The following is a 22,405-nucleotide window of genomic DNA, read 5'->3' as shown; positions in this document are numbered from 1 at the left end:
CGCCCGCGCGTCACACGCTCAATGCGCCTCGCTCCAGTTGGGGCCGACGCCGACCTCGGCCACCAGCGGTACGGCCAGCGTCGCCACGGACGCCATGATCTCGGGTATGTGTTCACGCAGCAGCGCCACTTCGCCGGCAGGGGCGTCGAACACCAATTCGTCATGCACCTGCATCACCATCAGGCTGTGCAGATTCTGATCATCCAGCCAGGCCTGTACCGCCACCATGGCCATCTTGATGAGATCCGCCGCAGTACCCTGCACCGGCGCATTGATCGCCGCACGTTCGGCCGCCGCAGCCCGCGCGCCCTTGGCCGTGAGCAACTCGGGGAAATGCAGGCGCCGGCCAAAGACGGTCTCCACCCGCCCCTGTTCATGGGCCTGGCGGCGGATCCGGTCCATATAGGCGGCAACGCCCGGATAGCGGGTGAAGTAGCGATCGATATAAGCGCGCGCGGCTGAGCGGGCAATGCCCAGGTTATTGGCCAGACCAAACTCGCCCATACCGTAGATCAGCCCGAAATTGATGGCTTTTGCAGCCCTTCGGTGCTCGGCGTCGACCGCATCGAGCGCCAGCCCGAATACTTCGGCCGCCGTGGCGCGGTGTATGTCCAGCCCCTGTTCGAAAGCCTTGCAGAGATTTTCATCGCCCGAAAGGTGCGCCATGACGCGAAGCTCGACCTGGGAATAATCAGCCGAGACGATGCTGCCCCCCTGGCTGGCGACAAAGGCCGCGCGCACCCGCCGCCCCTCGGGGGTCCGTACGGGGATATTCTGCAGATTGGGATCGGACGAGGCCAGCCGCCCTGTCACCACAGCGGCCTGGGCATAACGGGTATGGACGCGGCCCGTACGCGCATCGACCATGCGTGGCAGTTTGTCGGTGTAGGTGGACTTGAGTTTGGCCAGGCCGCGGTATTCAAGCAGCAGTTTGGGCAACGGATGATCGGCCGCCAGTTGGGTCAGCACTTCTTCATCGGTGGAAGGCGCCCCGCTGGGGGTCTTGCGGACCACCGGAATCTGCATGCGCTCGAACAGGATTTCGCCCAGCTGTCTGGGCGAGTTGAGATTGAACGGCTGCCCGGCGAGCTCATGCGCCTGCGCCTCGAGCGCCAGAAGCTGCTGACCCAGTTCGTGACTCTGTACGGCCAGTTCGCGGGCATCGATGGCCACGCCGTTGCGCTCGATGCGCGCCAGAACCGCAGAAGTCTGCATTTCGAGTGCGTAGATACGCGACAGCCCGGCGTCTTCGGCGACTTGCGGGAACAGGGCCTGGTGCAGGCGCAAGGTGAAATCCGCGTCTTCGGCCGCATAAGGCCCCGCCTGATCCAGGGCGACTTCATCAAAGCCGATCTGGCGGGCCCCCTTGCCACATAGATCTTCGTAGCTGGTGCCCGCCTGCCCGAGCCACTGTATGGACAGATCCTGCAGGTTGACGCGCCGGTTGGACTGCAGCACATAGGCCTGGAGCATGGTGTCGTGCCGGACCCCGCGCAGGGACAGCCCCACGTTGGCAAAGACGTGGGTGTCGTACTTGGCATTGTGCAGCACCTTGGCTGCAGAAGCGTCTTCGAGCCAGGGGCGCAATTGCGCCAGCACCCACTCGGACTCGAGCTGCCGCGGCACCCCGGGCCCACGATGCGCCAGCGGTACATAAGCAGCCACACCCGGCGCAAGCGCCACCGAGAACCCCACCAATCGCGCCGCCATGGGATCGAGGCTGGTTGTTTCGGTATCCAGAGCCACCAGCTTGGCAGATTTCAGCCTTTCCAACCACGCCAGGAACTGCCCCTGCTCGAGCACCAGTTCGTAATGCAGGGCCTGCGGCGCCTCGGCGGTTTCAGCTTCGACACGCCCGTCCTGCTCGGGAATGCGGCTCGAGTCACCTGTTTCCTCGCGCAGCCAGGAGCGAAATCCGTACTCTTCGTACAGTCGTACCAGCGTTTTGTGATCGGGCTGGCGCAAGCGCAGGGCCTGAGGCGCATGTTCGGGCACCAAGGCGCAATCCAGACGGACCGTGAGCAGTTCGCGGGTGAGCGGAAACTGCGCCCGGGCCGCCCTGAGGTTCTGGCCTGCGACCCCTTTGATGTCATCCGCATGAGCCAGCAGTTGCTCGAGGTCACCATACTGGCCGAGCCACTTGGCCGCGGTCTTCGGCCCGACCTTGTCCACCCCGGGGACGTTGTCGACCGCATCGCCGGTCAGCATGAGATAATCGACGATGCGTTCGGGTGGCACACCAAAGCGCTGGATGACCCCATCCGTGTCCTGGTGCTCTCCGGTCATGGTATTCACCAGCTTGACATCGTCATTCACCAATTGCGCCAAATCCTTGTCGCCTGTCGAAATGATGGTATAAAAGCCGTTTTCGCTGGCCTGGCGTGCCAGGGTGCCAATGACATCATCGGCTTCAACGCCTTCCTGGGCAATCACGGTCCAGCCCATGGCCGCGGCGCCCTCGTGGATCGGGGCAAGCTGGCTGCGCAGGTCCTCGGGCATCGAGGGACGGTTTGCCTTGTAATCGGGGTATAGTTCCTCGCGAAACGATCCACCTGCCGCATCGAACACACAGGCGCCATGTGTGGCCACGCCCTTGTAGTCGTGCAGCAGACGGCGCAGCATGGCCATGACCCCATACAGGGCGCCGGTTGGGTTGCCGCGCGCATTGCGCAGATCGGGCATGGCATGATAAGCGCGGTACAGGTAACTGGACCCATCCACAAGCAGCAGAGTTTTTTTCATGATCAATACAAAACGGGTCTCGGCCGAAGAACAAATCCCCACAATTATTGCAGAGATGCAGAACGCTGCCGCAGCGTTTCGGAAAATCGGCATGGGCGTCAGTGTATTTGGCAGCGCGCGCATCGCACGCAGCCACCCCTTCTATGCCCTGGGCCAGGACATCGGCCGACGGATTGCGCAACTGGGTCTGCCGGTCATTGCCGGTGGCGGCCCCGGCCTCATGGAAGCCGCCAACCGCGGCGCCTACGAAGCCGGTGGGCGCAGCATCGGCCTGAATATCCGCCTGCCGCGCGAAACCAGGAACAACCCCTACCAGACCGACAGCCTGCACTTCGAGTATTTCAATTCACGCAAGTCAGCCTTCTTCATGCACAGCCTGGCCTATGTGGTGCTGCCGGGCGGCTTCGGCACACTGGATGAGCTCTTCGAGGCCATCACCCTGATCCAGACCCTCAAACAGCCGCCGGCACCCATCATCATGGTCGGCAGCACGTTCTGGGCCGGGCTGATCGACTGGGTTCGCGCGCAGGTACTGGCCCACCACATGATCGGCCCGTTCGATCTGGACCGCCTGACCCTCACCGATGATGTCGAAGACATCGTGCGCCTGATCCAGGAGGCCATACAGATCCAGCCAGGCCGCGAACCCGCCCTGCCAGGCTGATGGCAGGGTAATGCTCGATATCCCCGGATGGCTTGCTGCAGTAAGATCACCCCTTGTTCCATTCCGACCTGTCCCGACCGGCATCAGGCCAGCCGTATTCTGACCGGCAGCCCCAGGAGACCCACCCGATGAAATTCTTGTTGTCCGGCACCTGCCTTTTTCTTGCCACCTCCATGCTGGCGGGCGCCAGCCTTGCGGCAGACGCACCAGAACTGAAGATCGCCACCGAGGCGGGCTACGCCCCATTCGAGTACCGCAACCCCAATGGCGAGCTCGAAGGCTTCGATATCGATATCGGCAACGAGCTGTGCCAGCGCATGGCGCGCAAGTGCGTGTGGATCGATCAATCGTTCGACAGCCTGATTCCCGGCCTGCAGGCCCGCAAGTTCGACCTGGCGAACTCCACCATGACCGCCACGCAGGCCCGCAAGAAAGTCATCGACTTCACCACGCCGCTGTACATCGTGCCCGTCAAGCTCATGGTGCGCAAGGGCAGCGGGCTGCAACCCACTGCCGAATCACTCAAGGGCAAGCGGGTGGGCGTGCAGCAAGGCACCACCATGGAATCCTACGCAAATCAGGAATGGGCACCCAAGGGGGTCACGGTGGTGTCCTACCCCAGCTACACCAATGCCTTTGTCGATGTCGCCGCCGGGCGCCTCGATGCCACCTTTCAAGAGGCGCCCACAGCCGTGGATGGCTTCCTGAGCAAACCCGAAGGTGCCGACTACGAACTGTCCCCCATGGTGCTCGAAGACGTCGCCATCTTCAACGAGCCCATCGCCATGGGCATACGCAAAGGCCACAAGCTCAAGGCGCAGATCGATGCGACCCTGCTGGACATGCTGGCCGATGGCACCATCCAGAATTTCGCCAAAAAGTATTTTCCGGAAAAAGGGATCCAGTTTCCAGCCCCCTGAGTCCGTATGTTTCTGGATGGTTATGGCCCATTGCTTCTGGCGGGGACGTGGGTCACCGTCCAACTGGCACTGCTGTCGCTGGCCGTGGCCGTTGGCCTGGGCCTGATCGGAGCGTGGGCGAAACTGTCTGACTCGGCACCCAGCCGCCTGCTCGCTACGGCCTACACCACGCTGATCCGCGGTGTACCCGATCTGGTCCTGATGCTGCTGATCTTCTTCAGCATGCAGATCTATCTGAACGATTTCACCGATCTGCTCGACATCGAACCGATCGACATCGATCCCTTTGCGGCCGGCGTGCTCACCATAGGGTTCATCTATGGCGCCTATTTCACCGAAACCTTCCGCGGCGCCTTCATGGCGGTGCCCCGCGGGCAGCTCGAGTCGGCCACGGCCTATGGCATGCGCGGCTCGCAGATTTTCTGGCGCATCCTCTTTCCGCAAATGATGCGCCACGCCTTGCCGGGCCTGGGCAACAACTGGCAGGTGCTGCTCAAATCGACGGCGCTGGTCTCTCTCATCGGCCTGACGGATCTGGTCAAGGTGGCCCAGGACGCAGGCAATGTCACCTTCAGGGTATTTCTGTTCATCTCCCTTACGGGTCTGATTTACCTGCTGCTCACCACGCTTTCCAACGGCATCCTGTACTGGCTCGACAGGCGCTATAACGTGGGGGTGCGTCGGCTGGCACCATGATGGACGTACTTGAACAATTCTGGCAGGCCTATCTGTTCGAGAATCACGGGCAGATGTCGGGGGTGGCGGTCACACTGTGGCTGCTGGTGCTGGCGGTCTCCATGGGTTTTTTTCTTTCGCTGTTCATGGCCGTGGGCCGGGTGTCGCCCCGGCGCAGCATTTCATGGCCGCTGTGGGCGTTCAGCTATGTGTTCAGGGGCACCCCGCTGTATGTACAGATCCTGTTCATTTACGCCGGCCTCTACAGCCTGGACTTCGTCAAGGGTACACCTCCGCTGGCCGCATTCTTTCAGAGCGGCTTCAATTGCCTGGTGCTGGCACTGACGCTGAACACCACCGCCTATACGATGGAAATCTTCGCGGGTGCGATCCGGGCCACCCCGGCGGGCGAGATCGAAGCCGCGCGCGCCTTTGGCATGGGCCGCTTCGCCCAGTATCGGCGCATCATCCTGCCATCCGCCCTGCGCCGCGCCTTGCCGGCCTACAGCAACGAAGTCATACTCATGCTGCATGCCACATCGCTTGCGTTCACCGCCACGGTACCGGATATTCTCAAGGTCGCCCGGGATGCCAACTCGGCCACCTACCAGACTTTCGCGGCCTACGGGATCGCGGCCGTGCTCTATCTCATCCTGTCTTTTGTGCTGATCGGCCTTTTTCGCCGGTTCGAACGCCGTACCCTGGCCTATCTGCGCCATAACCACTGAGTCTCATGTCCAAGCTCGAAGTCCTCGATATCCACAAGCGCTACGGCAGCAATGAAGTCCTCAGGGGGGTTTCACTGACGGCGAACAGTGGCGACGTGATCTGCATCCTGGGTTCCAGCGGCTCAGGAAAATCCACCTTCCTGCGCTGCATCAATTTCCTCGAACGGCCCGATCAGGGCTCAGTTGCGCTGAATGGCGAAACCCTGAAGATCCGCCACGACCGGCAAGGGGTGCCGCATGCTGCCGATCTCGACCAGCTCAGACGCATGCGTTCCAGGCTGGCCATGGTCTTCCAGCACTTCAACCTCTGGGCCCACATGACCGTACTGGGCAACGTGACCGAGGCCCCCACCCAGGTTCTCAGGCTGGGGCGTGCCGAGGCGCTCGAGCGCGCCCGCCACTACCTCGCCAAAGTCGGGCTGGCACGCGGCATCGAGGCGCAATATCCGTCCTCGCTGTCGGGCGGTCAGCAGCAACGGGTCGCGATCGCGCGCGCGCTCGCCATGGAACCGGAAGTCATGCTGTTCGATGAGCCGACCTCGGCCCTGGATCCCGAACTCGTGGGCGAAGTGCTCAAGGTCATGCAGAAGCTGGCCGAAGAGGGCCGCACCATGCTGGTGGTCACGCACGAGATGGGCTTTGCACGCAACCTGGCATCGCAGGTGATGTTTCTGCACCAGGGTCTGGCAGAAGAAATCGGCCCTCCCGAGCAGATTTTCGATCAGCCCAGAAGCCCGCGCCTGCAACAGTTTCTGTCGGGCAATCTGAAATAGCCGGCGTCTGCGGCAGTGTCCGTCTGGTTACCTGAAATGGCCTGGCACGGGGCCATCCGAAGTCGAAGCCTGCAACAGGATGTGTCCAGCCCGGGCGGCGTTCAGGCCGATTCTCTCAGGCTGCGGCGCCGTTCGTGCTCTTTCAGGAAGCGCTTGCGCAACCGGATGGACTTCGGCGTGACCTCGACCAGTTCGTCATCCGCTATGAATTCGACCGCGTACTCGAGGTTGAGTTCGATGGGCGGGACCAGGTCGATGTGTTCATCCTTGCCCGACGCCCGGATATTGGTCAGCTTCTTTTCCTTGATCGGATTGACCACCAGATCATTGTCGCGTGAATGGATCCCGATGATCATGCCCTCGTACACGGGCTCCTGCGGCGAGACGAACATGCGCCCGCGCTCCTGGAGCTTCCACAGGGCGTAGGCCACGGCCACGCCATCTTCCTGGCTGATCAGCACACCGTTGCGCCGCTCGCCGACGGCGCCCTCGCGCACGGGATCATAACCATCGAAAATGTGACTCATGAGGCCTGTGCCCCGGGTCAGTGTCATGAATTCACCCTGGAACCCGATCAGCCCACGTGCCGGAATACGATACTCGAGGCGGGTGCGGCCCCGGCCGTCGGCCTGCATGTCCTGCAACTCACCGCGACGGCGACCCAGTTCTTCCATGATCCCGCCCTGGTGCGCATCCTCGACATCGACGGTCAGGTGCTCCCAGGGTTCGCAGCGCACCCCATCGAGCTCCTTGAACAGTACCCGCGGACGGGACACTGCCAGCTCGTAGCCTTCGCGGCGCATGTTCTCGAGGAGAATGGTCAGGTGCAGTTCACCACGCCCGCAGACTTCGAACACGGTATCGTCCGGGGTGTCGTTCACCCGCAAGGCCACATTCGACTTGAGTTCGCGATCCAGGCGTTCACGCAGCTGGCGGCTGGTCACGAACTTCCCTTCACGGCCGGCCAGCGGTGAGGTATTGACCATGAAGTTCATGGTCAGGGTGGGTTCATCGATGTGCAGCATGGGCAGCGCCTCGGGATGCGCAGGATCCATCAGCGTGCAACCGATGCCGATGTCGTCGATGCCGTTGATCAGGACGATATCACCCGCCTGGGCCTGATCCACCTGGACGCGCTCGAGCCCCTTGAATTTCAGCACCTGGTTGACGCGGCCGCGCAGCACCTCGGCATCGGGCCCGAACTGTACGAGCACATCCTGCCCTGCGTGCAGGCGGCCCCGATTGATGCGCCCCACGCCGATCTTGCCAACGTAGCTGCTGTAGTCGAGCGAAATGATCTGCATCTGCAGCGGCCCGTCAGTGTCATCGTCACGCTGGGGCACATGCTGCAAAATGGCATCGAACAGTGGTCGCATGTCGCCCGAGCGCACGCTGGGCTCCAGGCCGGCGTAACCCGACAGGCCCGAGGCATAAATGATGGGAAAATCGAGCTGCTCTTCGGTCGCACCGAGCTTGTCGAACAGGTCGAAGGTCGCATTGACCACGTAGTCGGGGCGCGCGCCATGGCGATCCACCTTGTTCACCACGACGATGGGCTTGAGGCCGAGCGCCAGGGCCTTGCGGGTCACGAAACGGGTCTGTGGCATGGGGCCTTCGACCGCATCCACCAGCAGCAGCACACCATCGACCATGGACAGCACCCGTTCGACCTCGCCACCGAAATCGGCGTGGCCGGGGGTATCGATGATGTTGATGTGCGTACCTTCATACTCGACCGCACAGTTCTTGGCCAAAATCGTGATACCCCGCTCGCGCTCGATGTCGCCGGAATCCATCACGCGTTCGGTCACCTGCTGGTTGTCGCGAAAAGTACCCGACTGGCGCAGAAGCTGGTCGACCAGTGTGGTTTTGCCATGATCCACGTGGGCGATGATCGCCACGTTGCGTAAAGCTCGTTTCATTCAAATTCTCTTTTGACTCCGGGGGCCGGGATCAGCCCCGCCGGTAATGCATCCAGGGGGATCAGGATAGACGCGGGCTGCGCCAGTGCCTGCAGCGCATCCAGCGTGACCGCCTGTTCGATTGCAAATGGACCCACCCGGGTGCGCCGCAGCGCAGACAGATGCGCCAGACACCCCAGGCGACGCCCGATATCCTGTGCCAGCGTACGCACGTACGTCCCTTTGCTGCAATGCACGCGGATGCGGGCCTGGGTTTTTGAGCAGGACAGCAGTTCGAGTGCATGGATGGTGATGCGCCGCGGCGCGCGCTCGAGCACCACGCCCTGGCGCGCATATTCGTACAAGGGCTTGCCATCGCGCTTGAGGGCGGAAATCATGGGCGGAACCTGCTCCACGGGGCCCCTAAACCCCGCCAGTACGGCCTCGAGCGCCGCAGCCTGCACGTTCACCGAGTCGGGCTCGACCTGCGCCACGACCACCCCCGTGAGGTCACCACTGTCGGTTTCCTCGCCAAAACTCAGCGTGGCTTCGTATTCCTTGTCGGCCTCGAACATGGTGGCCGCGATTTTGGTGGCCCGCCCGAGGCAACATACCAGCAACCCCGTGGCGAACGGGTCCAGCGTGCCGGTGTGACCCGCCTTGCGGGCATCCAGTATCCGTTTGGCACGCTGCAAGGCCTGGTTGCTGGACAGGCCTGCAGGTTTGTCCAGCAACAGTACGCCATCGAGCAATTGCCCGCGTCGGCTCGCCATGATGTGATCCGTCCGGAAATGTATGACGCCCCGTCAGGGTTCTGCGTCGGGGTCAGCGGGACTGGCGCCTGGCCCATCCGTTTTGTCGGGCGGCCGGTTGGCCTCGTCGATGAGCTGGCTCAGCGCCAGGCCCTGCGCAAGTTGCACGTCGTGAACAAAGCGCAGCGTGGGCACCGTATGAATGTGAAGCAGCCTGAACAGCTGGGAATGCAGCCAGCCCGCCTTTTCGTTGAGCAGGCGGGTCGCTTCGTCGGGCTCGGCGCCCAGCACGGTGAAATACACCTTGGCATGGGCATAATCGGTAGACAGATCGACCCCGGTGAGGGTGATCAGCCCGGCTTGGGCGACCTCGATCTCGCGCTGGATCAGGCCAGCCAGATCCTTCTGGATCTGATCGGCCAGCCGCGTGTTGCGATCGGGTTTTGAGGAAGATTTGTGACGACCCATGATGTATGCCGCAGTCAGAGCGTGCGGGCGACCTCTTTGATTTCAAATACTTCGAGCTGATCACCCACCTGGATATCGTTGTTGCCCTTGAGCGTGATCCCGCAGTCGAAGCCGGATTTGACCTCTTTCACATCATCCTTGAAGCGCCGCAGGGAATCGAGCGAACCGGTCCATTGCACCACGTGATTGCGCAACAGGCGTACTTGCGAATCGCGCCGCACCAGCCCCTCGAGCACCATGCAACCGGCAATGTTGCCGACCCGTGACACTGTGAAGATCTCGCGAATCTCGACCAGACCGATGATCTCTTCACGTTTTTCGGGTGCCAGCATGCCCGACAGCGCGTTGCGCACGTCGTCGATGGCATCGTAGATGATGTTGTAGTAACGCAGATCGATGTCATTGGCCTCGGCCACCTTCTTGGCCTGGGCATCGGCACGCACATTGAAGCCGATGATCACGGCATTCGAGGCAATGGCCAGGTTCACGTCGCTTTCGGAAATCCCCCCGACCGCCGCATGCACGACCTGCACCCGGACCTCATCGGTGGACAGCTTGAGCAGCGACTGGACCAAAGCCTCTTGAGAACCCTGCACATCGGTCTTGACGATGAGTGCCAGCGTGCTGACCCCTTCGCCGAGATGATCGAACATGGATTCGAGCTTCGCAGCCTGCTGGCGCGCCAGCTTGACATCACGGAACTTGCCCTGGCGGAACAAGGCAATTTCGCGCGCCTTGCGTTCGTCGCCCAGCACCAGAAGCTCGTCGCCGGCCGCCGGGACTTCGGTCAGCCCCTGGATTTCCACGGGCGTGGACGGCCCGGCTGATTGCACCGGCTTGCCGGTATCGTTGAGCATGGCCCGCACGCGACCGTGCGCAACGCCAGCCAGCACGGCATCACCCCGGTGCAATGTGCCGCTTTGCACCAGTATGGTGGCCACAGGGCCACGCCCCTTGTCGAGCCGGGCCTCGATCACGATCCCCTTGGCCGGTGCGTCGACAGGGGCCACGAGTTCGAGGATTTCGGCCTGCAGCAGCACGTTCTCGAGCAGATCGTCGATGCCCTGCCCCGTCTTGGCCGACACGGGAATGAACGGAACGTCACCCCCATATTCTTCGGGCACGACCTCTTCGGCGACCAGCTCTTGTTTGACCCGTTCGGGGTTGGCTTCGGGCTTGTCGATCTTGTTGATGGCGACCACCAGGGGCACGTGGGCTGCCCGAGCGTGGTGGATGGCCTCTTTGGTCTGGGGCATCACGCCGTCATCGGCCGCCACCACCAGAATCACGATGTCGGTGGCCTGCGCACCGCGCGCCCGCATGGCCGTAAAGGCCTCGTGGCCCGGGGTGTCCAGGAAGGCGACCTCACCGCGCTCGGTCTTTACGTTATAGGCGCCAATGTGCTGGGTAATGCCACCTGCCTCACCCGTCGCCACCTTGGTGCGCCGGATGTAATCGAGCAGCGAGGTCTTGCCATGATCGACGTGCCCCATGACTGTCACGACCGGTGCCCGTGGCAGGGCTTCGACCTCGGCCGCTTCAGTATCGGCCAGGAACGCTTCCGGATCGTCGAGTTTGGCGGCGATGGCGGTATGACCAAGCTCTTCGACCACGATCATGGCCGTTTCCTGGTCAAGAATCTGATTGATGGTGACCATTTGCCCCAGTTTCATGAGCTGTTTGATGACCTCGGCCGCCTTGACCGAAATCTTGTGAGCCAGATCCCCAACGGAAATGGTTTCAGGCACATGCACTTCACGGGCAATGAACTCTGACGCTGGTGTTTCGTGAAAATCGGCCTGACGTCGGCCGCCGCGCCCACGCCCGCCCTTGCCGCCGCGCCCGGGCTTGCCGCCGGTACGCCAGGCCTCACGGCCCGAGCCGGCAGACAACGTGTCGGCCTTGGACGGCTTCTTGCGGCCTTCGCTGGACCAGCTGGACGATACATCGGCCGTCTTGATGACTTTCTTGCCATCGGCTTCTTTTCGAGGCGTGCCCTTGGAGCCCGCTGCCTTGTGTGACGCGGGCGTCTCTTCGGGCTCTGGGGCGCGCAGCACCTTGCGCGGCTGGCGCATCATTTCGCGCAGCGCGGCCGCCTCGGCCTCGGCCGCGCGGCGGGCGCGCTCGCGCTCGGGCTCGGCGGGCGCCCTGCGGGCCTTGCCTGGTGTCGCGGCAGCCGCGGCCGGTTGCGATACGGGGGTTGCGGATTGGGTTTGGGTACCCGGCCCGGCACGACGAGATCCAGCTTCGGCAGGCGTGCCGCCGCCATCGACCACGGTATCGGCGACCTGCACCGGCGCATCGGAACCCTGCAAAGCGGCGCCTTCGGGCGCTGCCACAGGGTGGTCTGCGCGAGCCGCTGCTTCTGCGCCAGCATCCCCCGAATCAACCGCAGGCCGGGTTTCATCTGGCCCGGATGTTGCCGATTCGGGCGCGCGCACCTGTGGCGCGGGCGCCTGGGTGGCTGACTCGGGCGTGGCCGTCTGTGCCGGAACGGCGGCGGTGCCCTGGGCCGGCTGCGCAAGCGCTGGTGCCTCGGTGGACACCGAACCTGCGGCGGCTGGCACTGCTGCCGCGGTAGCCGATGGGACCGTATCGGGCAGCGCCGACGGCGCTGCTTCGGCGGCCGCAACAGGCGCCCTTGACTCGGGCGCCACTGGCGCGACGGCCTGGGTTTCATCTGCTTCGGGGCCGGTCGTTGAAGCCTGCGCATCTGAGGCCTGCGCAGCCACTGCTGCAGCTTCGGCACGAGCGGCCTCGAGCAGTTCACTGCGATCGCGCTTGACCAAAACCCGTTTCTTGCGCACCTCGACCTGTATGGTGCGTGACCGGCCCGAACTGTCGGCCTGATGGATTTCGGATGTTTTTCGACGCGTGAGCACGACCTTCTTGCCAGAGCCGGAACCATGCGAGCGGCGCAGGGATTCGAGCAAGGCACTTTTATCTGCTTCGGTCACCTCGGCGTTCACTGAAGCCAGCTCCACACCAGCCGAGCGGAAGTGGTCCAGCAGGACAGGCGCGGGCATGTTCAGTTCTTCAGCGAGTTGGGCGACGGTGTTACTCGACATTCGGCTCTCTCTTTGACTTCGTTGATGGGCGTACCGGGGGATGCGTGAAGGCTCAGCCCTCTTCATCCTCGAACCAGTGCGCCCTTGCCTGCATGATCATGTCGCTGGCGATGTCTTCCGGGAGCCCTGTGAGCTCGGCCAGTTCATCGGTTGCCAGTTCAGCCAGATCATCCAGGCTGGTGATGTTGTTTTCTGCCAGACGGGCCACGATGGCTGCATCCATACCCTTGATTTCCAGCAGATCGCGCGCAGTCTGCACCCGTTCTTCCTGTGCAATGGCCTCGGTGAGCAGCGCATTGCGCGCCCGGGCGCGCAGCTCGTTGACCGTTTCTTCGTCGAAGGCCTCGATCTCGAGGAGTTCCTGCAAGGGCACGTAGGCGACTTCTTCGAGTCCGGTGAAGCCTTCATCGATCAGGATGTCTGCGATCTCTTCATCGACATCGAGCTTCGAGACAAAGGCATGGCGCAATTCTGCGCGCTCGGTCTCCTGGCGGTCACGGCTTTCCTCGGGGGTCATGATGTTGATCTGCCAACCCGTGAGTTCCGAGGCCAGGCGCACGTTCTGGCCGCGGGCCCCGATCGCCTTGGGCAGATTTTCTTCATCGACCACGACATCCATGGCGTGACGTTCTTCATCGACCAGGATGGACTCGACGTGCGCCGGCGCCAGCGCGCCGATCACGAATTCGGCCGGCGCATCGGCCCAGAGGACGATATCGACCTGTTCACCACCGAGTTCATTGCGCACCGCGGTGACGCGTGACCCGCGCATGCCCACGCACGTGCCGATGGGGTCGATGCGCTTGTCGTAGGCCACCACGGCAATTTTGGCACGGACACCGGGATCACGGGCCGCCGCCTTGATCTCGAGCAGACCCTGCTCGATTTCGGGGACTTCATTTTCGAACAGTTCACGAATGAAATCAGGCGAGGTGCGCGACAGGATGACCTGCTGACCACGCGCTGCATGATCGACGCGAAGCACATACGCGCGGATGCGATCGCCCGCACGAATGTTCTCTTTGGGGATCATTTCGGTACGCGGCAGCCGGGCTTCGACCTTGCCGATCTCGAGGATGGCATCCCCTTTGTCCATGCGCTTCACGGTGCCCGAAACAATGCTTTCGCCGCGATCGAGAAAGTCGTTGAGCAACTGCTCGCGTTCGGCGTCGCGAATCTTCTGCAGTATGGCCTGCTTCGCAGCCTGCGCCCCGATGCGACCAAATTCGACCGGTTCGAGGGGTTCTTCGATGTATTCGCCCACTTCGATGCCCGGCACGATTTCCTGGGCATCGGTATGGAGTTCCTGTGACTGGGGCTCCTGGAGGCCAGCCTCGTCGGGCACCACGAGCCAGCGCCTGAACCCTTCGTGTTCGCCTGTTTGCCGGTCTATGGCAACACGGATGTCGACATCTTCCTTGAAGCGCTTCTTCATGGCCGAGGCCAGAGCGCTTTCGAGCGCGCCAAACACCACTTCGCGCTCGACATTCTTTTCACGCGCCAGGGCGTCTACCAGCAGGAGAATTTCACGGCTCATCGCTTCTTACCCTTGAAATCGAGAATCGGGTCCAGCCTGGCCCTATCCACATCGTCACATGAAAACGGCAGTACACGCTGCTGGCCCGCATCGTCTTGCCAGTGCAGGCTGAACCTTGCCGGGTCTTCGGACTCGAGGTGCAACAGGCCCACGAATGTCTTGCGCGATTCGACCGGCTCATGCAGGCGCAGTTCGATGCGCTGGCCGGCGAACCGGACAAAATCGGCAGGCCGACGCAGCGGCCGGTCAACACCCGGCGAACTGACCTCGAGACGCCGGTAATCGACCCCTTCGACATCGAAGACGTGCGAAAGCTGGCGAGACACCTGCTCGCAATCTTCAATGCGCACCCCGTTCGGGCGATCGATGGTGACACGCAATACCCCCATGCGCGCGCGCTCCACGTCAACCAGTTCGACATCGAAACCCAGCAGGGCCTGCCGGGTCACCGTGAGAATGTCTGCCATGAAATCCAAAAAAAAGGGGCTGTCCGCCAGCCCTCTGTTTGCCCGCAAGAAGCCGGGCGAATTCAGGTACCTTCGGGTTGCCCCGAGCCCACAACACAAAGTGCTGTAAAGCCTTGCATTGTAACATCATTTGGATGCAACAATGCAGGATTTTTCTTGCCCCTATCGAGAGCGGCCCACACGCCAAAGCTGGGATTCATGCGCATGGGCGCCACGCGGCTGGTGTTCGCTGCGTGCCTCGGTGCCACGACGCGCCGGCCGCTTGGCACCTGCTGCCGCCTGTGGCGCACCCGCGGGCTTGCCTGGCCGCGCAGGTTTGGCCGGCCTGGCTGGCTTGCTGCCCTGCCTGGTGCCGCCCGATTTCCTGCCGCCGGGCGCAGCTGCCCCGCCGTCTTCAGGCACGCCCGCGGCAGCCCTGTGGCCAGCCTGCCCCGTTTTCTTGCGGGATGGCTTGCGACCCTGCTCTGGATGCCCATTGGCCAGACCACCACTGATCAGCAGCCCTGGCCCGAAAGGATCCACACCCTGCCGACGGCCGCCCGATACCTTGCCGCGCCGGTTGAGCCGCGCCCCATTCTGGCCATTCTGTGCGACGGTTCCGAACCCGGGCGGCAGGGCGCTGGCATGCGTGAGCGGCTGACGCTCGTGTGCGGTCTCATCGGCCGGCCCGGCCCCCAGCAGGCCCAACTGGACCATCAGCGCCCCCACCAGGTTCTGATCGAGTTCTTCCCAGCGCCCCCGGCGCAAGGACGCAGGCAGAACGAGATCGCCAAACCGGGTACGGATCAGCCGGCTGACCACGACGCCCACCGCCTCGAACAGCCGCCTGACCTCGCGATTGCGGCCTTCGCCCAAGGTGACCCGATACCAGCGATTGCTGCCCTCACCACCCAGATAATCGAGCGTATTGAAACGCGCAGGACCATCGTCGAGTTCGATGCCGTCGAGCAACTGCTGCTGCTTTTCGGCGTCGAATTCGCCCAGGACCCGCACAGCGTATTCGCGTTCGGCACCGTAACGCGGATGTGACAGCCGGTTGGCCAGATCACCGGATGTCGTGAAGATCAGCAGGCCTTCGGTATTCAGATCGAGGCGCCCGACCGACAGCCATTTGGCACCCCGCACGCGTGGCAAGCGTGCGAACACCGTGGCCCGCCCTTCGGGATCGTCATGGCTGACGATTTCTCCGGCCGGCTTGTGATAGATCACGACACGGGGCAACTTGCCGGCTTTCGGGCGCGACAGCAGGCGGCCGTTCACGCGCACCTTGTCATCGGGCCCGATGCGCTGCCCGACGTGGGCGGGCTCACCATTGACCGACACCCGCCCTGCCACGATCAGATCCTCCATGTCGCGCCGCGAACCCACCCCCGCATCGGCCAGCACCTTGTGCAGTTTGGGCCGCAGTGCGTCATGTTCGAGATACGTGCCCAGCCGGCGCTCGAGTGGCTCGGCCTGCTGCAGATAGGACAGCGCCTGATCGGCCTCTTCGGCTGAGCCGGGATCCACGCCGGGCACAGGCTCGGGCGCCCTGTCGGCCGCATCTGCCCGACGGCGCCTGTACGGGCTGCGCAACTTGCGCCCGTGCGAACGCCCCTTGCCGGCACGCTCGGCCGCAACGGACTGTTCTGCCGGGTTCTGGACGCCGGGTTCAGTGGCTTCGAGATCTGCTGTCATGAGGCTGTGTCACTCCTGAAACAATTTTTTCTGTGACCCATCCGGGTCGGCTGAATCGAGAAATAATGCATCGACCCGAGCAGACTGCTGGGGGTCGAGGGCGGGCAGTTCATCGAGGGCCCGCAACCCGAGATCATCGAGAAAACGACGCGTGGTGCCCCAGAGTGCGGGCCTGCCCGGTGCGTCGCGGTATCCCAGCGCCTCGATCCAGCCACGCTCTTCGAGCGTACGCATGATCTGGCTGGATACCATCACCCCGCGAATGTCTTCGATATCGCCGCGTGTGACCGGCTGGCGCCACGCAATGATGGCCAGTGTCTCAAGGACAGCACGAGAATATCGCGTTGGCTTTTCGGGGTTGAGGCGACCCAGGTAAGGCTGTACGTCGGGGCGGCTCTGGAAACGCCACCCGCTTGCCACCTGAACCAGTTCCAGGCCCCTGTCTTTCCAATCCAGTTGCAGGGCAGCCAGATGGCGACGGATGTCGTCTGCCGAAACCTGATCCTGAAAAAGTTTGCGCAGCTTGCCCACCATCAGGGGGTGTTCTGCACACAACAGGGCAGCTTCAAGTATACGCAGGATTTCCGCTTCGGTCATTGTAACTTGAACTCAAAAGGTTTGCTTGCATTATTTTTACAGACTTGCTATAGTTTCGTCTTCAGCCGCGGGGTGGAGCAGTTTGGTAGCTCGTCGGGCTCATAACCCGAAGGTCACAGGTTCAAATCCTGTCCCCGCAACCAATAAGATCAAGAGCTTGCCGAAATTCGGCAAGCTCTTGTGCTTTCTGAATTCGGTGTTTGCTGCAGTTTTGCTGCGCTTGTCGCTAAACCTGACTCCAACGCGAAGTCACGCCGGACCACAAAGGGGCAACCGCAGAACGTGCTTGGCTGCAGCAACTGCAAAAACATCCGCTTGCCCGACGCACCCTGGCCAGCCTGCGCAGCGTCGACTTCTCGACACACCACGACGAGCGGCAGAAAGAGGTCGCACCGAAGACCGTACATCTTGAATTATCGCTGATGTCGTCTGCCCTGGCGACCGCCAGCAAAGACTGGTCCATCCCCATTGCCAACATCCGCAAGCCCGAGCTGCCGCCCGGGCGAGAACGACGATTGGAGGAGGACGAAGAAGAACGGCCGTTTGCAGCGGCGGATGAAGCACGTGCCTCGACACTGGGCACGGGCATCACTCTAGCGCTTGAAACGAGGATGCGTCGCGGAGAAATCGCACTGTTGACCTGGACCCAGGTCGATCTTGAGAACAGGACGATGAGGCGCATCTTGCGCCTGCTGCATGAGCCTCTCCAGGACGACTTCACCCCTTTCCAAAAACCACGAAGAACAGCCAAAGCTATATGCCCACTCTCTACTGATTCACCCTTTCACAACATATGGACTGTAAATACTGAATACAATTTGCGGGCTGTATTTTTCTTACCTTGTTCGTTGTATATTGTCGTTTTACAAATTATAATCTGTAAATCAGAGATACAAAACAAGGTTTGTATGTCAGACTTTACAGTCCGCACTGCGGAGCAGCTTCCCCTGCTGTTGCAAGCATTCCGAAAACAGGCCGGCCTGACCCAGGCTAACGTCGCAAGCCGACTGGGCGTCACACAGCAGACGCTTTCCTCACTGGAACGCAATGCAGAAAAGGTCAATGCTGGCCGACTACTGGCGCTGCTGAGCGCACTCGGGGTAGAGATGGTGCTGCGTCAGAGCGGTGCTCCACACACACCCAAACCGCCATCAACCGCTCCCGACTGGTGAGTGAATGGGAAGGCGCTCACACACACAGACTCTGTATCTTTGGATGAACGACGCTTTCGTCGGCACCTGGAGCGTACATCCCCATACGGGCGAGACACTGCAGTATGACGACGGCTGGGTGGCCTCCGAACAGGGTCGACCGCTATCTCTATCCTTGCCGTTTACTCCAGGCAACCAGCCACACCGCGGCGATGCTGTACAAGCCTACTTTGAAAACCTGCTCCCAGACAGCAAAGCCATTCGCGAACGCATTGCGCGCCGGTTTCAGGCGGGCTCGACTCAGGCCTTCGCATTGCTGGCCGAAGTCGGGCGGGACTGCGCAGGAGCACTGCAGATACTTCCCGATGACGCCCCACCCCAAGGCGTTCAAGCGGTAAACGCCACGCCGTTGGACAATACAGGCGTGGCTCGCGTACTGCGCAGCGCCCTGACGCCAGCACCACTGGACGGTCGGGACCTCGATGCTGGTGATTTCCGGATTTCCATCGCGGGTGCGCAGGAAAAGACCGGACTGCTTTGGTTCAACAGCCAATGGCATCTACCTCGCGGGGCGACGCCAACTTCGCACATCCTCAAGCTGCCGCTGGGCCTGGTCGGCAATTTCAGGCTTGACATGAGCGGGTCAGTGGAAAACGAATGGCTATGTTCCAGAATTCTGCACGCATATGGTCTGCCAGCGGCACGAACGGAGGTCGTCCAGTTCGAGGATATGAAGGCGCTTGCCGTCGAGCGCTTCGACCGCAGGTGGTGGGAGGGCAAACAAGGCAATCGGTGGCTTCTGCGACTGCCGCAGGAAGACATGTGTCAGGCAACAGGGACTCCGCCGCACCTGAAGTACGAATCCGACGGCGGGCCTGGGATCCGCACCATCATGGAATTGCTGGCCACATCCAGCAATTCCGACCATGACAAGCGCACATTCTTCCAGGCCCAAGTCCTGTTCTGGATGCTGCGAGCCACCGATGGCCATGCGAAGAACTTCAGTATTTTCCTGCGCGCCAGGGGCGCCTACGAACTCGCGCCGCTATACGATGTACTTTCCGCCTACCCGGTCATCGGCACAGAGGCAAACCAGCTATCCCCATTCAAGGCGAAGATGGCCATGGCGGTACGTTCCAAGAACACACATTGGGTCATGCGTGACATTGCACGACGGCATTGGGTGACAGTAGGAACAACACACGGCATCATGGCACCTGACGGTCAGGGCGTCGAAGCTGTGCTCGACGAGATGGTCGCCCAAACCCCGGAGGTCGTGCGTGCGGTCCGCACGCAGCTGCCTGACGAATTTCCTGCACACGTGGCGGACAGTATCCTCAGCGGGTTGCAGACAGCAGCTGAAAAATTGGCCAAGTAACCAGGAGAGAGTGTTCCTTATCGCAACACTCGCCAGAAGTTTCAGTAAGTATCCCCCGGCAGAGCCGGGGGCTTTGGTTTTGTGAGCCGCTCAAAGCGGCTGAACAAGGTCGCTCACGCGGCCCCGCATGACTGGAGCCACCGTAATGGTGGCTACTCAGCGCCAAAGACTCATCTGATCCAGTCGCCGATCTTCCTGCTCCTGATCCCTCATGTAGGCTCGGATTACTTCTTCGTCCCGCCCAACTTTGGTGGCACCGACAACATCATGTGCACATGATCCAGCTGGGTATTCCGGTTGATCGTGACCAGCGATTCCGGCATCGTGACCACTCAGTCCGGCATCGTGACCAGTGATTCTGATGATCGTGACCACCCGGGCATGTCGAGGTGGTCAACAACGCAGTAAGGATTGTACTTCGGGGCCATTTTTGGCCCCGTATGGCCAGGTTTGGGAAGCGCCAGGGGTCAGATCAGTCAGCGGCTGGCGAGGCTTGATTCGGTCGCTTGGCGGCCCGCATGGACTCGCCCTTCAGGACGATGCGGTGCGCTTGCGCAAGCAGCCGATCGAGCATGGCGTCGGCCAGGGCGGGCTCGCCGATCCAGGCGTGCCAGTGATCCACGGGCAGCTGGCTGGTCACGAGCGTTGCCCGGCTGCCGGCACGATCATCGAGCAGCTCCATCAGTGCTTCACGGGTAATGGCGTCCAGCCCGACCAACCCCCAGTCGTCGAGCACCACGACCTCGGTCTTGGCCAGCTGTGCGAGCCACCGGGTGTAGGTGCCGGCGGCCTGCTGGGTGCGCAGCTCTTCGGAGAGACGCGGCACCCGCAGGTACCGGGTGCTGTGCCCTCGGCGGCAGGCGTACTGGGCCAGCGCGCAGGCCAGCCACGTCTTGCCGCAACCCGTGGCACCAGTGAGGATCACCGTCTGGCCAGCAGTGATCCACTCGCCCAGCGCCAGACTCATGAAGCGGGTGCGCTCAAGCCCGCGGCCGGCGCGGCTGTCGAAGTCCTCGATGGCAGCCTGCGGATATCGTAATTTTGCCTGCGCGAGCAGCCGTGCGCAGCGCCGTGCGTGGCGGCTGTCGCATTCGTGCTGCACGAGCAGGGCCAGGCGTTCCTCGAAGGCCATGTCGCAGGCCGCCGGCTGTTCGATCTGGCGCTGCAAGGCGGTGGCCATGCCTTGGAGTTTCAGGGCGTGCAGTTGCGCGATGGTTTGTTGAATCATCATGTTCGATCCCCCTGCTCAGTGATAGGAGCGCGCGCCGCGCAGGTGTTCGTGCTCGGGGCTGGTCCAGGGCGCCTGGGCGGTATCGGCAAGTTGATCGCGGCCATTGGCCAGGATGTCGCGCACGGTCCGGTAGTGACAAGCGCGCAGGGACAGCGCCAGGGCGCAGGCCGCTTCCAGCCGATCTTTGCCATAGCGTTTGGCCAGCGAGAGCAGTCCCAGGCATGACCGATAGCCCTGCTCCGGATGCTTGTAGCGCGCCAGCAGCTCGCCAATCAGTGTGCCGGTGGCAACGCCCACGGTCAGCCCCCAGTCGATCAGGCGCTGCGGTGTCCATTGGCGGTGCGCGCGGTGGGCCGCTGGCATGTGGGCATCGAGCGTCGTGTAGCCGCCGGCCTGGCGGCTGCGCGCGTGCGCGGCCACGCGACGGCCCCGATGCAGCAGCTCCACGGCGGTGGCGGTGATCCGGGCATCCAGTGGCTGGCCCACCAGGGCGTGCGGCACGCTGTAGCGGTGGGCCTCGATCTCGACGTGGTAGTCCACGTGGACCCGCACAGTCTTGAAGCGCGCGTACTCGTAGCGAGTCGCGGGCAACGCGCCCATGGCCGGAGCATCGATCGCGGCGAACACGCTCGCCCGGCTGCCGGGCAGCTTCTGGAAGGGCCGGCCGTTTAATTCTGCCAGCAGCGGGCGAATTGCCCGGTTGGCGGCAGCCAGGTTGGGTAGGCGCACATGACGCAGGCGGGCGAGGATCCAGCGCTCGACCACCTGCACGGCCGACTCGACGCTGGCCTTGTCTTGCGGCGTGCGCGGGCGCGCCGGCAGCACCGAGCAGCCGTAGTGGCGGGCGAAGTCCAGCACCGTGTCGCCTACGCGCGGTTCGTAGCGGTCGGGCACGGCGATGACGGCGCGCGGGTTATCGGGCACGATGAGCTCGGGCACCCCGCCCATGAAGTGCAGGGCGCCGGTCATGCCGGCGACCCAGTCGGCGGTCTTCTGTCCGGCGGTGACCTGGGCATAGGTGTAGTGCGAGGCGCCCATCGCCGAGACGAAGATGTTGGCACGGCTGCCATCGTCGAGCGCCAGCGTGGGACCCGCGTAGTCCACGAAGAGTTTCTCGCCGGCGCGGTGCACCTGGCGCATCGAGCGCTTCAGGGTCTTGGTGTACTGACGGTAGCGTTCGCAGAACTGACTGTACTGCAGGGTGCGCCGACCCAGGTGCTCGGCCTGGTACTCCTGCCACAGCAGCATGAGCGTGACGCCCTTGCGCGAGAGTTCGCGGTGCATGGCGGCGAAGTCAGGGGCCAAGGCCTGGGCCGTGCCTCTGGCGGAGATCAGGCGCGCTTCGAGCGCGGGCTCCTCAAGGGGCTCGATGGCCGACCAGGAGAGGCCCGCCGCGTGGGCTGCCGCGACGTACTTGGCCACGACGCTCTTGGAGATGCCCAGCGCCTGGGCACAACGCCGCTGGGACTGGCCCTGCGACAAGACACGTTGCAAGATTGATTTGATCATGTGCGTTCTCAGAAGAGGCGGCGGCATACGGGCTCCAAAAAGCCCATCACACTACCGCAGAGTTGATGACAACGCGTCGTTGATCAACCTCGCTGGAATGCCCTGGTCACGATCACCGGAATCGGTGGTCACGATGCCGGAATGGCTGGTCACGATACCGGAATCAG

Annotated in this window: 17 protein-coding genes, 1 tRNA gene and 2 pseudogenes; 8 read left to right on the top strand and 12 right to left on the bottom strand. The window is 62.6% G+C overall.

Annotated features, from left to right (window positions below; all coding sequences use genetic code 11):
- Positions 1-18 precede the first annotated feature (18 nt).
- Positions 19-2,742, bottom strand: coding sequence for a DNA polymerase I (polA, locus tag WCY17_RS06700; RefSeq protein WP_372701404.1), 2,724 nt, complete (start codon positions 2,740-2,742; stop codon positions 19-21).
- Here polA and WCY17_RS06695 point away from each other — a divergent pair.
- The 5 genes from WCY17_RS06695 (at position 2,741) to WCY17_RS06675 (ending at position 6,502) form a co-directional block, all read left to right on the top strand.
- The gene (locus tag WCY17_RS06695; RefSeq protein ID WP_372701403.1) at positions 2,741-3,406 is read left to right on the top strand and encodes a TIGR00730 family Rossman fold protein; all 666 of its coding nucleotides are present in this window, start codon (positions 2,741-2,743) and stop codon (positions 3,404-3,406) included. The two genes, polA and WCY17_RS06695, sit on opposite strands and share 2 nt — an antisense overlap.
- Before the next feature lie 128 nt (positions 3,407-3,534).
- A complete protein-coding gene (locus WCY17_RS06690; RefSeq protein ID WP_372701402.1) occupies positions 3,535-4,326 on the top strand; it encodes a transporter substrate-binding domain-containing protein in 792 nt (263 codons plus the stop codon).
- A 6-nt stretch (positions 4,327-4,332) separates the two neighbouring features.
- Positions 4,333-5,022 carry an ABC transporter permease gene (locus WCY17_RS06685; RefSeq protein ID WP_372701401.1) on the top strand — a complete coding sequence of 230 codons (690 nt, stop codon included), beginning with the start codon at positions 4,333-4,335 and terminating at the stop codon, positions 5,020-5,022.
- Positions 5,019-5,729, top strand: a complete 711-nt coding sequence (hisM, locus tag WCY17_RS06680) for a histidine ABC transporter permease HisM (protein WP_372701400.1) — start codon at positions 5,019-5,021, stop codon at positions 5,727-5,729. Before WCY17_RS06685 ends, hisM begins: the two co-directional genes overlap by 4 nt.
- 5 nt (positions 5,730-5,734) lie before the next feature.
- Positions 5,735-6,502 carry an ABC transporter ATP-binding protein gene (locus tag WCY17_RS06675; RefSeq protein ID WP_372701399.1) on the top strand — a complete coding sequence of 256 codons (768 nt, stop codon included), beginning with the start codon at positions 5,735-5,737 and terminating at the stop codon, positions 6,500-6,502.
- Positions 6,503-6,603: 101 nt separating this feature from the next.
- Here WCY17_RS06675 and typA read toward each other — a convergent pair whose 3' ends face one another.
- The 8 genes and pseudogenes from typA to scpB all read right to left on the bottom strand — a co-directional run.
- A complete protein-coding gene (gene typA, locus WCY17_RS06670; protein ID WP_372701398.1) occupies positions 6,604-8,424 on the bottom strand; it encodes a translational GTPase TypA in 1,821 nt (606 codons plus the stop codon).
- Entirely contained in the window at positions 8,421-9,176 is a 756-nt protein-coding gene (gene truB, locus WCY17_RS06665; RefSeq protein WP_372701397.1) for a tRNA pseudouridine(55) synthase TruB, read from the bottom strand. The genes typA and truB overlap by 4 nt, the downstream gene beginning before the upstream one ends.
- 33 nt (positions 9,177-9,209) lie before the next feature.
- Positions 9,210-9,623 carry a 30S ribosome-binding factor RbfA gene (rbfA, locus tag WCY17_RS06660; RefSeq protein WP_372701396.1) on the bottom strand — a complete coding sequence of 138 codons (414 nt, stop codon included), beginning with the start codon at positions 9,621-9,623 and terminating at the stop codon, positions 9,210-9,212.
- A gap of 14 nt (positions 9,624-9,637) precedes the next feature.
- On the bottom strand, positions 9,638-12,691 hold the full coding sequence (gene infB, locus WCY17_RS06655; RefSeq protein WP_372701395.1) for a translation initiation factor IF-2: 3,054 nt from the start codon (positions 12,689-12,691) through the stop codon (positions 9,638-9,640).
- Positions 12,692-12,743: 52 nt separating this feature from the next.
- A complete protein-coding gene (gene nusA / locus WCY17_RS06650; RefSeq protein WP_372701394.1) occupies positions 12,744-14,228 on the bottom strand; it encodes a transcription termination factor NusA in 1,485 nt (494 codons plus the stop codon).
- Positions 14,225-14,695 (bottom strand): ribosome maturation factor RimP, encoded by a 471-nt coding sequence (rimP, locus tag WCY17_RS06645; RefSeq protein WP_372701393.1) that lies wholly within the window; start codon positions 14,693-14,695, stop codon positions 14,225-14,227. The genes nusA and rimP overlap by 4 nt, the downstream gene beginning before the upstream one ends.
- Positions 14,696-14,857: 162 nt before the next feature.
- Positions 14,858-16,372, bottom strand: a complete 1,515-nt coding sequence (rluB, locus tag WCY17_RS06640) for a 23S rRNA pseudouridine(2605) synthase RluB (RefSeq protein ID WP_372701392.1) — start codon at positions 16,370-16,372, stop codon at positions 14,858-14,860.
- Between the two features lie 78 nt (positions 16,373-16,450).
- Positions 16,451-16,969, bottom strand: a pseudogene (gene scpB, locus WCY17_RS06635) (SMC-Scp complex subunit ScpB); the annotation flags it as partial.
- 66 nt (positions 16,970-17,035) lie between these two features.
- Between scpB and WCY17_RS06630 the strand changes: the two are divergent.
- The 3 genes from WCY17_RS06630 to WCY17_RS06620 all read left to right on the top strand — a co-directional run bounded on the left by WCY17_RS06630 (position 17,036) and on the right by WCY17_RS06620 (position 19,498).
- Positions 17,036-17,112: transfer RNA gene (locus tag WCY17_RS06630), tRNA-Met, on the top strand.
- A gap of 765 nt (positions 17,113-17,877) precedes the next feature.
- Positions 17,878-18,141 carry a helix-turn-helix domain-containing protein gene (locus tag WCY17_RS06625; protein ID WP_372701453.1) on the top strand — a complete coding sequence of 88 codons (264 nt, stop codon included), beginning with the start codon at positions 17,878-17,880 and terminating at the stop codon, positions 18,139-18,141.
- Between the two features lie 43 nt (positions 18,142-18,184).
- Positions 18,185-19,498: a type II toxin-antitoxin system HipA family toxin gene (locus tag WCY17_RS06620; protein WP_372701391.1), complete on the top strand. Its 1,314-nt coding sequence runs from the start codon at positions 18,185-18,187 to the stop codon at positions 19,496-19,498.
- Positions 19,499-19,654: 156 nt separating this feature from the next.
- On the opposite strand, the pseudogene WCY17_RS06615 reads toward WCY17_RS06620, so the two are convergent.
- The 3 genes and pseudogenes from WCY17_RS06615 to istA form a co-directional block, all read right to left on the bottom strand.
- Positions 19,655-19,747 (bottom strand): annotated as a pseudogene (locus WCY17_RS06615) (IS200/IS605 family transposase); the annotation flags it as partial.
- A gap of 223 nt (positions 19,748-19,970) precedes the next feature.
- Entirely contained in the window at positions 19,971-20,729 is a 759-nt protein-coding gene (gene istB / locus WCY17_RS06610; RefSeq protein WP_372701390.1) for an IS21-like element helper ATPase IstB, read from the bottom strand.
- 15 nt (positions 20,730-20,744) lie between these two features.
- A complete protein-coding gene (gene istA / locus WCY17_RS06605; protein WP_372701389.1) occupies positions 20,745-22,265 on the bottom strand; it encodes an IS21 family transposase in 1,521 nt (506 codons plus the stop codon).
- Positions 22,266-22,405: the final 140 nt, after the last annotated feature.

The sequence above is a fragment of the Castellaniella sp. genome, assembly GCF_041677825.1.
Lineage (GTDB): Bacteria > Pseudomonadota > Gammaproteobacteria > Burkholderiales > Burkholderiaceae_B > Castellaniella.
This window is presented reverse-complemented; position numbering and strand designations above follow the sequence as displayed.

Bases quoted from the DNA above. Each gene is read 5' to 3' on its own strand.
- WCY17_RS06695 (WP_372701403.1), top strand. From the start codon at position 2,741: ATGATCAATACAAAACGGGTCTCGGCCGAAGAACAAATCCCCACAATT.
- polA (WP_372701404.1), bottom strand. From the start codon at position 2,742: ATGAAAAAAACTCTGCTGCTTGTGGATGGGTCCAGTTACCTGTACCGC.
- WCY17_RS06690 (WP_372701402.1), top strand. From the start codon at position 3,535: ATGAAATTCTTGTTGTCCGGCACCTGCCTTTTTCTTGCCACCTCCATG.
- WCY17_RS06685 (WP_372701401.1), top strand. From the start codon at position 4,333: ATGTTTCTGGATGGTTATGGCCCATTGCTTCTGGCGGGGACGTGGGTC.
- hisM (WP_372701400.1), top strand. From the start codon at position 5,019: ATGATGGACGTACTTGAACAATTCTGGCAGGCCTATCTGTTCGAGAAT.
- WCY17_RS06675 (WP_372701399.1), top strand. From the start codon at position 5,735: ATGTCCAAGCTCGAAGTCCTCGATATCCACAAGCGCTACGGCAGCAAT.
- typA (WP_372701398.1), bottom strand. From the start codon at position 8,424: ATGAAACGAGCTTTACGCAACGTGGCGATCATCGCCCACGTGGATCAT.
- truB (WP_372701397.1), bottom strand. From the start codon at position 9,176: ATGGCGAGCCGACGCGGGCAATTGCTCGATGGCGTACTGTTGCTGGAC.
- rbfA (WP_372701396.1), bottom strand. From the start codon at position 9,623: ATGGGTCGTCACAAATCTTCCTCAAAACCCGATCGCAACACGCGGCTG.
- infB (WP_372701395.1), bottom strand. From the start codon at position 12,691: ATGTCGAGTAACACCGTCGCCCAACTCGCTGAAGAACTGAACATGCCC.
- nusA (WP_372701394.1), bottom strand. From the start codon at position 14,228: ATGAGCCGTGAAATTCTCCTGCTGGTAGACGCCCTGGCGCGTGAAAAG.
- rimP (WP_372701393.1), bottom strand. From the start codon at position 14,695: ATGGCAGACATTCTCACGGTGACCCGGCAGGCCCTGCTGGGTTTCGAT.
- rluB (WP_372701392.1), bottom strand. From the start codon at position 16,372: ATGACAGCAGATCTCGAAGCCACTGAACCCGGCGTCCAGAACCCGGCA.
- WCY17_RS06625 (WP_372701453.1), top strand. From the start codon at position 17,878: ATGTCAGACTTTACAGTCCGCACTGCGGAGCAGCTTCCCCTGCTGTTG.
- WCY17_RS06620 (WP_372701391.1), top strand. From the start codon at position 18,185: ATGAACGACGCTTTCGTCGGCACCTGGAGCGTACATCCCCATACGGGC.
- istB (WP_372701390.1), bottom strand. From the start codon at position 20,729: ATGATGATTCAACAAACCATCGCGCAACTGCACGCCCTGAAACTCCAA.
- istA (WP_372701389.1), bottom strand. From the start codon at position 22,265: ATGCCGCCGCCTCTTCTGAGAACGCACATGATCAAATCAATCTTGCAA.